This window comes from Hydrogenophaga sp., from assembly GCF_051007235.1.
Lineage (GTDB): Bacteria > Pseudomonadota > Gammaproteobacteria > Burkholderiales > Burkholderiaceae_C > Hydrogenophaga.
The window spans coordinates 1-10,686 of sequence record NZ_JBPCSJ010000560.1 but is presented as its reverse complement, the minus strand read 5'-3'; the positions used below and the strand labels follow the sequence as shown (position 1 = coordinate 10,686).

At 67.8% G+C, this 10,686-nt stretch carries 11 protein-coding genes and 1 pseudogene; 9 read left to right on the top strand and 3 right to left on the bottom strand.

The features are described 5' to 3' along the window. Positions 1–48: 48 nt before the first annotated feature. The 5 genes from ACR2JA_RS19890 to ACR2JA_RS19870 all read left to right on the top strand — a co-directional run bounded on the left by ACR2JA_RS19890 (position 49) and on the right by ACR2JA_RS19870 (position 3,127). Entirely contained in the window at positions 49–1,068 is a 1,020-nt protein-coding gene (locus ACR2JA_RS19890; protein ID WP_434010789.1) for a sulfate ABC transporter substrate-binding protein, read from the top strand. A gap of 42 nt (positions 1,069–1,110) precedes the next feature. Then, positions 1,111–1,707: an NADPH-dependent FMN reductase gene (gene ssuE / locus ACR2JA_RS19885; RefSeq protein ID WP_434010788.1), complete on the top strand. Its 597-nt coding sequence runs from the start codon at positions 1,111–1,113 to the stop codon at positions 1,705–1,707. 6 nt (positions 1,708–1,713) lie between these two features. Beyond that, the gene (locus ACR2JA_RS19880; protein ID WP_434010787.1) at positions 1,714–1,866 is read left to right on the top strand and encodes a hypothetical protein; all 153 of its coding nucleotides are present in this window, start codon (positions 1,714–1,716) and stop codon (positions 1,864–1,866) included. Positions 1,867–1,885: 19 nt separating this feature from the next. After that, positions 1,886–2,101, top strand: a complete 216-nt coding sequence (locus tag ACR2JA_RS19875; protein ID WP_434010786.1) for a TOBE domain-containing protein — start codon at positions 1,886–1,888, stop codon at positions 2,099–2,101. Positions 2,102–2,200: 99 nt separating this feature from the next. After that, complete coding sequence (locus ACR2JA_RS19870) at positions 2,201–3,127, top strand: CysB family HTH-type transcriptional regulator (RefSeq protein WP_434010785.1); 927 nt, start codon at positions 2,201–2,203, stop codon at positions 3,125–3,127. Positions 3,128–3,139: 12 nt separating this feature from the next. On the opposite strand, the gene ACR2JA_RS19865 is transcribed toward ACR2JA_RS19870, so the two are convergent. The 3 genes from ACR2JA_RS19865 to ACR2JA_RS19855 form a co-directional block, all read right to left on the bottom strand. Beyond that, positions 3,140–4,327 carry an MFS transporter gene (locus tag ACR2JA_RS19865; protein WP_434010784.1) on the bottom strand — a complete coding sequence of 396 codons (1,188 nt, stop codon included), beginning with the start codon at positions 4,325–4,327 and terminating at the stop codon, positions 3,140–3,142. A gap of 1 nt (position 4,328) precedes the next feature. Continuing rightward, on the bottom strand, positions 4,329–5,684 hold the full coding sequence (locus ACR2JA_RS19860; RefSeq protein ID WP_434010790.1) for an LLM class flavin-dependent oxidoreductase: 1,356 nt from the start codon (positions 5,682–5,684) through the stop codon (positions 4,329–4,331). Positions 5,685–5,836: 152 nt separating this feature from the next. Next, positions 5,837–6,694 (bottom strand): TauD/TfdA dioxygenase family protein, encoded by an 858-nt coding sequence (locus ACR2JA_RS19855; RefSeq protein ID WP_434010783.1) that lies wholly within the window; start codon positions 6,692–6,694, stop codon positions 5,837–5,839. 259 nt (positions 6,695–6,953) lie between these two features. Here ACR2JA_RS19855 and ACR2JA_RS19850 point away from each other — a divergent pair, with 259 nt between their 5' ends. From ACR2JA_RS19850 to ACR2JA_RS19835, 4 genes and pseudogenes are all read left to right on the top strand, one after another. Further along, a complete protein-coding gene (locus ACR2JA_RS19850) occupies positions 6,954–8,033 on the top strand; it encodes an ABC transporter substrate-binding protein (RefSeq protein WP_434010782.1) in 1,080 nt (359 codons plus the stop codon). 28 nt (positions 8,034–8,061) lie between these two features. After that, positions 8,062–8,904 carry an ABC transporter permease gene (locus ACR2JA_RS19845; RefSeq protein WP_434010781.1) on the top strand — a complete coding sequence of 281 codons (843 nt, stop codon included), beginning with the start codon at positions 8,062–8,064 and terminating at the stop codon, positions 8,902–8,904. Positions 8,905–8,918: 14 nt separating this feature from the next. Next, positions 8,919–9,710, top strand: coding sequence for an ABC transporter permease (locus tag ACR2JA_RS19840; protein WP_434010780.1), 792 nt, complete (start codon positions 8,919–8,921; stop codon positions 9,708–9,710). A 21-nt stretch (positions 9,711–9,731) separates the two neighbouring features. Further along, positions 9,732–10,565, top strand: a pseudogene (locus ACR2JA_RS19835) (ABC transporter ATP-binding protein). The last annotated feature ends 121 nt before the right edge of the window (positions 10,566–10,686 follow it).

The following is a 10,686-nucleotide window of genomic DNA, read 5'->3' as shown; positions in this document are numbered from 1 at the left end:
ATGGGATTTCATGATCCGTTCCGTTGTCATTCATTCCGGAGCCAAACCATGAACACCCGCCGCCACTTCACCACCTCGCTGATCGCTGCCGCCGCACTGGCGACCAGCGCCGGCACCGCCCTGGCCCAGCCGGCCCCCGTGACCCTGCTCAACGTGTCGTACGACCCGACGCGCGAGCTGTACGTGGACATCAACGCCGCTTTCGCCAAGGCCTGGAAGGCCAAGACCGGCCAGGACGTGACCATCAAGCAGAGCCACGGCGGTTCGGGCAAGCAGGCCCGTTCCATCATCGACGGGCTGGACGCCGACGTCGCCACCCTGGCCCTGGCCGGTGACACCGACGCGCTGCACGCCAACGGCGGCTGGATTCCCAAGGACTGGCAGAAGCGCCTGCCGCACAACAGCACGCCGTATGCGTCCACCATCATCCTGGCCGTGCGCCAGGGCAACCCCAAGGGCATCAAGGACTGGGACGACCTGATCCGCCCCGACGTCAAGGTCATCACGCCCAACCCCAAGACCTCGGGCGGCGCCCGCTGGAACTACCTGGCGGCCTGGGAATTTGCCAAGCGCAAGTTCGGCAGCGAGGCCAAGGCCAAGGAATTCGTGGCCAAGCTGTACGGCAACGTGCCCGTGCTGGACACCGGCGCCCGCGGTTCGACCATCACCTTCGCCCAGCGCAACCAGGGCGACGTGCTGATCGCCTGGGAGAACGAGGCCTACCTGCTGGAGAAAGAGTTCAACACCAAGTTCGACGTGGTCTACCCCTCGCTGTCCATCCTGGCCGAGCCGGCGGTGACCGTGGTCGACAAGAACGTGGACAAGAAAGGGACGCGCGCCGTGGCCACGGCCTACCTGGAGTACCTGTACACCGAAGAAGGCCAGGACCTCATCGGCAAGCACTTCTACCGCCCGGTGATCTCGGCCAAGGCGCAGGCCAAGTACGGCAAGCAGTTCCCCCAGCTCAAGCTGTTCAAGATCGACGAGGCCTTTGGCGGCTGGGAGAAGGCGGCCAAGGACCACTTCGCCGACGGCGCCTCGTTCGACCAGATCTACACGAAGCGGTAAGACGAACCCCGTTTGCCGTCACACACACTTCAGGGAGTATTCATGTCCGTTCTGCTGATCGCCGGCAGCCCCACCGAACACTCGCGCTCGGCCACGCTGCTGGACGGTGTGGAGGCACGCCTGCACGCCGCCGTCGACGACCGGCGCTTGCGCGTCGACCGCCTGCGCATCCGTGACCTGTCACCGCAGGCGCTGCTGCTGGCCGACTGGGGCCACGCCAGCGTGGTGCGCGCCATCGAACAGGTGGCCAGTGCCCGCGCCCTGGTGGTGGCGACACCGGTCTACAAGGCCGCCTACAGCGGTGTGCTCAAGGTCTTTCTCGACCTGTTGCCCCAGACCGCGCTCAAAGGCAAGGTGGTGCTGCCCATCGCCACCGGCGGCAGCCCGCACCACATGCTGGCGCTGGACTACGCACTGCGACCGGTGCTGCAGTCGCTGGGCGCGCAGCACATCCTGCCGGGGGTGTACGCGTCCGACAGCCAGATCCCCAAGGACGAGCGCGGCCAATACCAGCCATCGGAAGAGATCAGCACCCGGCTGGACGATGCGGTCTCGCTGCTGCTGCGCGAGGGCCTGCGCCTGCAGCCGGCGGGCCACTTCCAGCCGGTGGCGTTCGATCAGGTGCGCTACAGCCTGTGAGCGGCCATGAACCTGTTCGATGAAAACCCCTTCAGCCGCGACGCGCTGCCCGAGCGCCCCGACGCCGAGCAGGACAGCGCCTTGCAGCGCCTGGTGTTTCGGGTTGCGCTGGTGCTGATCGTGTGTTTCGGCCTTTTTGCCCTGTTTTCCCGTTCCTAATTTTTTCAAGGAGAGAGTCATGTCCATTCAAGCCATCAATGTGCGCAACCAGTTCAAAGGCAAAGTCAAGGAAATCATCAAGGGCGACGTCGTGTCGGAAGTCGACGTCGAGACGCCCTGGGGCGTCGTGACCTCGGTCATCACCACCCGCTCGGTCAACGACCTGGGTCTGGCCGTGGGGTCCGACGTGGTCGCCCTGGTGAAGTCGACCGAGGTGTCCATCGCGAAGCTTTGAGTCACCCCCGCCGCGCTTGGCGCGAGCCCCTGACGGGGCTGCTGCGGCGGCGACACCGGGTTCCCGGTGTCGCCTTTTTTTATCGCCACAAGAACCACCATGAATTTCCAACAACTGCGATCGGTCCGGGAGGCCGAACGCTGCGGCTTCAACCTGACCGAGGTGGCCTCGGTGCTGCACACCTCGCAACCCGGCGTGAGCCGCCAGGTGCGCGAACTCGAAGAGGAACTGGGCGTCGAGCTGTTCGTGCGCTCGGGCAAGCGCCTGCTGGGCATGACCGCGGCCGGCAAAGCCCTGCTGCCCATCATCCAGCGCGTGCTGCTGGACGCCGAGAGCCTGCGCCGCGCCGGCCAGGAACTGCAAGGCCGCGAAGAGGGCCGTCTGTCCATTGCGGCCACCCACTCGCAGGCGCGCTACGCGCTGCCGCACGTGGTGCGCGACTTCCGCCGCCGCTACCCGCGCGTCACGCTGCACCTGCACCAGGGCTCGCCTCAGCAGGTGGCCGAGATGCTGCTCTCGGGCGATGCCGACATCGGTGTGGCCACCGAAGCGCTGGCCGGTTACGCACAACTGGTGACGCTGCCGTGCTACCGCTGGAGCCACAGCATCGTTGTGCCGCCAGGGCACCCGCTGCTGGACCTGGACCGGACGGTCACGCTGCTGGATCTGGTGGCGTATCCCATCATCACTTACGAGCTGGGTTACACGGGGCGTGCCCACATCGACGACGCCTTCGCGCGCGCGGGCCTGAAGCCGGACGTGGTGCTGACCGCCATGGACGCGGACGTGATCAAGACCTATGTCGAGCTGGAGATGGGCGTGGGCATCGTCGCGTCCATTGCCTTCGACGAGGAGCGCGACACCCACCTGCACGCCATCGACGCCGGGCACCTGTTCCAGATCAACCTGACCCGCCTGGGCTTGCGGCGCAACCACTGGTTGCCGGGTTTTGCCTACGGTTTCATCGAGACCTTCGTGCCCACGCTCAGCCGCGAGGCGGTGATGCAGGCGCAGGAAGCGGGCTGAAGCCCGCTCCTTTCAGTTCTCCCGCGCCGCGGCGCGCGCCACCAGCAACATCAGCGGTGCGCACAGCAGAAAGCCCGCCTGCAACCCGGCCCAGGCGCCAAAGCTGCCGCCCAGCAGACCCCCCAGCAGGGCGCCGCCCGGGCCTGCGATCGCGTTGAGCCCGGCCATGCGGCCCTGGCCCAGGCGAGCGCCCAGCGCGGCCATGCGGCCGAGTACCTGTACCTCGATCGTGCCCAGGCCCAGGCCGAGCAGGGCGCTGCCCACCAGCAGCAGGGGTAGGCCGTCGGCGGCGCCCAGAGCGACGCAACCCAGGGCGGCCAGTGCCGCACCGGCGGGCGTCGCGTGGCGGCCCAGCCGCTGGATCGGCGAACCCAGCGCCAGCAAGGCCAGGATGAACGCTGCCCCCTGCACCGCCACCAGGCTGCCGGCCGCCGCGGCGGGCACGTGCAGGTCCTGCACCGCGATCACGACGATGAAGAAGGCGTGGTACATGTTCAGGCTCTGGACGCAGGCCTCGGTCAGCGCCAGCCGCCGCGCCTGCGGATGGGCCAGCACCTGTGCCATCGATGCTCGGATGCCCGGGGGCCGGGGCGAGATCGGCGCAGTGGGCGATGGCAGCGGCTGCCCCAGCACGCGCTGCGACAGCGCGACGGTGAGCAGGAACATCAGCGCCACCAGCCAGTAGCTGCCGGCATGGCCCAGGTGCGCGATCACCGAAGCCGTGATCAGCGGGCCGAGCAGCAACATGCCGGACATGTGGGCCGCGCGCTGCCAGCCGGCGTTGGACGGGCCGATCTGCTGCAACATGCCCATGAAGATGGTTTGCAGCGAGACAAAGCGCGTGGGCATCACCAGGCCGGTGAGCACCGTCATGCCCAGCAGGAACGCCGCGTGGGGCACCAGCGGCAGCACCGCATAGAGCAGGCCGCCCGCCAGGCTGCCGGCCATGAACAGGCGCCGCGGGCCGAAGCGCTCGACCCAGACACCGACCGGCAGGGCGGTGATCAGGATGCCCAGGCTTTGCGCGCTGGCGATCGCGCCCAGCCACCAGCCGCTGGCGCCCAGTTGCATTGCGTAGAGGCTGGTGGTCACCTTGGCCAGGCCGACGCTGACGCCCATGAACAGGGACAGCACCGCGAACGACCACAGAAAGCGGTGGCGTGCGTGCCACGCCACCGCCTGACGGGCGAGACCCGACAACTCAGGCCGCCTTGGCCTGCGGCTGGGCGTAGCGGCCGACCGGGCGTTCCAGTCCGAGGTTTTCGCGCAGCGTGCGGCCTTCGTACGCGGTGCGGAACAGGCCGCGGCGCTGCAGTTCGGGCACGACCAGATCGACGAACTCGTTCAGGCTTTGCGGCAGCACCGGCGGCATGACGTTGAAGCCGTCGGCCGCACCGTTCTCGAACCATTCCTGCATGCGGTCGGCGATCTGCACCGGTGTGCCCACCACCACCCAGTGGCCGCGTGCGCCGGCCAGGTACTCGTAGAGCTGGCGCACCGTGTACCGCTCGCGCCGGGCGAGTTCGAGCACCACGTGGGCCCGGCTGTTGATGCCCTTGGGTGGTTCGGGAATGTAGGGCGGGCGCGCGTCCAGGTCCCACTTCGACAGGTCTTCACCCGGCCAGAACGGCGCCAGCGTGGCCAGACCGACCGAGGGGTGGATGAGTGCCTGCAGCTCGGCCCACTTGGCCTGCGCTTCTGCCTCCGTGCGGCCGATCACCGGCGAGATGCCCGGCAGCACCAGCAGCTGGTCGGGGCGGCGGCCGTACTTGGCCATGCGCCCCTTCACGTCCTGGTAGAAGGCCTGCGCTTCGGCCAGGCTGGTCCAGGCGGTGAAGATGGCTTCGGCGGTGGCGGCGGCCAGCTCCTTGCCGTCTTCCGACGATCCGGCCTGCACGATCACCGGGTGGCCCTGCGGTGGGCGCTCGATGTTCAGCGGCCCTTTGACCTTGAGGAATTTGCCGATGTGGTTGAGCGCGTGCAGCTTGTCGGGGTCGAAGTACACGCCCGAGGCCTTGTCGCGCAGGAAGGCGTCGTCCTCGAAGCTATCCCACAGGCCTTTGACCACGTCCACGAATTCATGGGCGCGCTCGTAGCGGGTGGCCGGGTCGGGGTGCGCGTCCAGCCCAAAGTTGCCGTGCACGTTCTCGGCGCTGGTGGTCACCACGTTCCAGGCCGCGCGGCCCTTGCTGATGTGGTCCAGCGAGGCGAACTTGCGCGCCAGCAGGTAGGGGTCTTCGTAGGTGGTGGACGCGGTGGCGACGAAACCGATGTGTTTCGTCACCGCCGACAGCGCGGCCCACAGCGTGACCGGCTCGAAGTGCGAGAGCCGCCCCTGGCGGCTGAACGACTCGCGGTCGCCCTTGTGCCAGATGCCGGGGCTGTCGGCCACGAACACCTGGTCGAACAGACCGCGCTCGGCGGTCTGCGCGAGCTCGATGTAGTGGTCGATGTTGACGCCCGCATCGGCCTGCGCGCCGGAGTGGCGCCAGGCCGCGATGTGGTGGCCGGTCGCCATGATGAAGGCGCCGAGGCGCAGTTGTCGTTGGGTTTGCAGTTGCGATTGTGTCTTGTTGGTTGACCTGTGGGATGTTCAGCAAAAAGAGGTCGCGCCGGCGCGAGCGGCCAGGGGCGCCGTGGAACGGGCTCCGCCCGGCCACAGGCGCCGTCCCCCTGGGGGGGAAGGCGCCGCAGGCGACGCAGGGGGGGTTATCCCGTGATCGTGATGCGGTGCAGCTTGCGGTGCTGAGGAAAGAAATCGCCCACCGCGTAGTGCTGTGTCGAGCGGTTGTCCCACACCGCCAGCGTGCCCTGCGCCCAGCGCAGGCGGGCCTGGAATTCGGGCACGCGGGCCAGTTCGAACAGCTGGGTCAGCAGCGCGTCGCTGGCCGAACGCGACAGGCCCTTGATGTGGCTGGTGAAAGTGCTGTTGACGTACAGGATCTTCTTGCCGGTGACCGGGTGCACGCGCACCACCGGGTGTTCCACCGGCGGGTACTTGGCGCGCGCGGCCTTCAGCTCGTCGCCGCTGGCGTCCTTGGCCAGCAGGTACTCGGTCCAGCCGCTGATTTCCCAGGTGTGCACCGCGGTGAGCGTTTCCAGGTAGGCCTGGAAGGCGGGCGGCAGGCTGTCGTAGGCCGCGGTCAGGCTGGCCCACAGCGTGTCGCCGCCGGTGGCGGGGATCACCTGCGCGTACAGGCTGGTGCCCAGGGGCGGCTGTTCGCGCCAGGTGATGTCGGCGTGCCAGTTGCTGGCGGCCTTGGGCTTCTCGGACGTGCTCTCGACGATCTCGATCTCGGGGTGCGCTTCGAGCCGCGGGAAGAAGGCCTTGACCTCGGCCACGCCGCCGAAGTTGCGCGTGAAAGCCACGTGCTGTTCGGGCGTCAGGTCCTGGTCGCGGAAGAAGATCACCTCGTGGCGGGCGAGGGCGTGGCGCAGTTCGGCCTGGGTGGCCTCGTCCAGCGGCTGGCGCAGGTCCAGGCCGTGGATGACGGCGCCGATGTGGGGGGTGTAGGGCTCGGCCTTGAAGCGCGAGTAAGTGCCGGGTAGGTCGTTGAGCTGGGACATGGGAACTCCTTGGGTGTTTGTTGCGCTGGACGGGGCGGATCGCGGCGTCCTTTTTTCAGACTAGGTCCGCTGCCCCCGCCCGTGAACGAAGGGATTCGCATATCGATGTGCGTCAAACACGGGTTTCTTATGCGGTGCGGCGATGAGCTCATGAGTCCAACAGCGCTGCGTTTGGATATCCGTTTTCATTCGTTCCGCGAGCAAGGCGCTGTCCGTAGATTCCGTCCGGTCCACAGCCATCGATTCAACCGGAGGAACCATGAATCCACGTCACCGCTTCGGCCTGCTCGCGCTGGCCTTCACCCTGTCCACCACCGGCCTTGCCCAGGCCCAGTCCGCCCCCGAGCCGCTGAAAGTCATCCGCATCGGGGTGGCCACCGGCGGCGTGGGCAGCAACCCCATCCGCCACGGCGGTACCACCACCGCGCTGGCCTACACCGACGGCGCTTTTGAAGAAGCCTTCCGCCAGGACGGCGTCGAGATCAAGTGGGTGTTCTTCAAGGGCGCCGGCCCGGCCGTCAACGAGGCCCTCGTCAACAAGCAGCTGGACTTCGCCTGGCAAGGCGACCTGCCGGCCATCGTGGCGCGCGCCAACGGCGTGAAGACCAAGCTGATCGCCGGCAGCGGCGTGCGCACCGGGCTCTACCTGGCGGTGCAGCCCGATTCGGGCATCACCAAACTCGAAGACCTCAAGGGCAAGCGCGTGGCGCTGTTCAAGGGCACCAACCTGCACCTGGCCGCGTCTGCCGCGCTGGCGGCGCACGGGCTGAAGGAAAGCGACCTCAAGCTCATCAACCTGGACCTGGCCGGTGGCCGCACCGCGCTGGTCAACAAGGACGTGGACGCCATCTTCGACTACGTCGGCGCCTTCGACCTGCGCGACAAGGGACAGGCCAAGATCGTCTGGTCCGCCGCGGCCGACAACTACAAGTTCACCCGCCAGACCCACCTGCTGGTGACCGAGGACTTCGCCGCGAAGCACCCGCAGGCCGTGCAGCGTGTCGTGACCACGCTGGTCAAGGTGGCGCACCGCTACTCGAACGAGGCCAACCGCGCCGACCTGTTCGAACGCTGGGGCAAGACCGAGTACCCGGAAAAGATCTGGCGCGAGGACTTCATCGGCCAGCCCCTGCGCGTGCGCCTCTCGCCGCTGCTCGACCCCTTCCTGGTGGCGCGCTACAAGGAAGCGGCCAAAGACGCCCACGCGCTCAAGCTCACGCGCTCGGTGCCCGAGATCGACAGCTGGTTCGACCGCCGCTACCTGAACGTGGCGCTCAAGGAACTCAAGCTCGAAACCTACTGGCCGGTCTACGGACCCGACGGCCAGCTCGCGAATTGACGGCACGACCCGAGTGGAGCGCATGACCATGTCTTCATCTCTGCGGGTGACTGTGTCGCTGCCATCACCGACGGAGCCTGTGGCCGCGACGCTGTCGTCGGGTCGCCGCTGGCGTCCGCCGCTGCAATGGCTATGGGCCTGGCCCTTCCCGCTGGCGCTGCTGCTGCTGTGGCACCTGTCGTCGGTCTGGGGCTGGGCGCCGGAACAGGTGCTGCCGCCGCCGGCCCAGGTGTTTCGCACCTTCGCCGACATGGTGGTCAGCGGCGAGATCTGGAGCAACCTGCAGATCAGCTTGGTGCGCGTCTTCACCGGCTTCGGCATCGGCCTGCTGGGCGGGCTGGTGCTGGGGTCGGTCATGGGGCTCTCGCCCACGGCGCGCGACTACCTGTACCCGCTGTTCAAGGCCTTCGCCCAGGTGCCGGTGATCGGCTGGCTGCCGTTGCTGATGCTGCTGGTCGGCATTGACGAGGCGCTCAAGTTCCTGCTGATCGCCAAGGCCACCCTGGTGCCGGTCACGCTCAACACCTGCCAGGGCATCCAGGGCGTGCCCAACCGTTTCATCGAGGTGGCTCGGGTCTACGGCTTCAGCCGCTGGCAGATGCTGACCCGCGTGGTGTTCCCGGCCGCCACGGCGCCGATCTGGAACGGCGTGCGCTACGGCCTGACCCACGCCTGGCTCGCGCTGGTGGTGGTGGAGCTGCTGGCCTCGTCCGAAGGCATCGGCTTTCTCATCGTCTACGGGCGCCAGCTGTTCCAGCTGGACGTGGTGCTGGCTTCGGTGCTGGCGGTGGGCATCGTGGGCTTTGCCATCGACAAGCTGCTGTCGCTGGCCGAGGCCTGGCTGCTGCGCTGGCGCAAGCCCGGCTTGTGAGCAAGGAGAACAACATGTCACGAACACGTTCGTTGACCGCCGTCCCGCCGGCGTTGCGCGGCTGGGTGTTGCCCGCGCTGATCCTGCTGTTCTGGTGGTGGGCCGTGGCCTCGGGCTGGTCCACCTCGCCGCTGCTGGTCTCGCCCGCCGCGGTGTGGGACCGCGCCGTGCAACAGCTCACCAGCGGCGAGCTGTGGACCGCGCTCTCGGCCAGCCTCTGGCGCAACGCGCGGGGCTTCGTGCTGGGCGCCAGCGCCGGACTGGCGGTGGGCGTGTTGCTGGGCTGGTCACGCTGGGCCGAGCGCCTGGTGGGCCCGTCCTTCCACACGCTCAAGCAGATCTCGCTGTTCGCATGGATTCCGATGCTCTCGATGTGGTTTGGCCTGGGCGACGGCGCCAAGGTGGCCTTCATCGGCATGGCGGCCTTCTTCCCGATGGTGCTCAACACCTTCGAGGGCCTGCGCAGCGTGCCGCGCGAGTTCATCGAGGTCGGGCGCGTTTACGGCTTCGGTCTCTGGCAGCAGCTGACCCGCGTGATCGCACCGTCCGCTGCGCCCTCGGTGTTCACCGGCGTGCAGCTGGCGCTGATCTACAGCTGGCTGGCCACGTTGGGCAGCGAATACCTGATGGCGTCCGGCGCCGGCATCGGCAACACCCTGATCGACGGCCGCGAGCACTTCCAGATGGACCTGGTGCTGTTCGGTGTGGCCGTGATCGGGTTGGTGGGCTACGCCCTCAACGCGTTCACGGCTGCGCTGGAACGCCGCCTGCTGGCCTGGCGCGACCGCACGGTCGCCAGATATTGATTTTTTGAAGAGGACAACACCATGGCACACGCCGGCACCCTGGACATCCGGGGCCTGAACAAGCAGTACGAGGTCAAGGGCCAGCCCCTGCCCGTGCTGCAGGACATCGACCTCACCATAGCCCCGGGTGAGTTCGTCAGCATCGTGGGCACCAGCGGCTGCGGCAAGTCCACGCTGCTGCGCCTGGTCATCGGTCTGGAAGAGGGCTACCAGGGCGAGATCCTGCTCGACGGCACGCGCATCAAGGGCACGAACCTCAACCGCGGTATCGTGTTCCAGGAGCACCGCCTGTTCCCCTGGCTGACGGTGGAGAAGAACATCGCGCTGGGGCTGCTGAACTCCGACCTGACCGAAGGCCAGCGACGCGCCACCATCCGCGAGCACATCGAACTGGTGGGCCTCACCGGCTTCGAGAAGGCCTACCCGCACCAGCTCTCGGGCGGCATGTCGCAGCGCGTGGCGATTGCCCGCGCGCTGGTGAACCGGCCCGACATCCTGCTGCTGGACGAACCGTTCGGCGCGCTCGACGCCATGACACGCGCCCACCTGCAGCAGGAGCTGCACCGCATCTGGCAGACCGAGGGCATCACCATGATCCTGGTGACGCACGACGTGGAGGAGGCGGTCTACCTGGGCGACAAGGTGGTGGTGATGGAGCCGCGACCCGGCCGCATCCGCCGCACCGTGCCCGTGCCGCTGGCCCACCCGCGCGACCGCTCGTCCTACGCCTTCACCACCGTCAAGGACAGCGTGCTGCGCGAGTTCGGCTAGCACACCGCGGCCGAGCTGGCTGAACCTCCGTTGAAGACCGAGCATCCGGCATCCGAGGTGCGCGCCTGGCAGTTCGCCGTCTGAACCTTTCCTGATTTTTGAGACCCCCATGAACACGACCCCATCCCCCTTCCTTCAACGTCGCAACTTTGTGGGCGGTCTCGCCGTGGCCGGGCGTGCCGCGCCCGGGCGGGCGCGGGCCCAG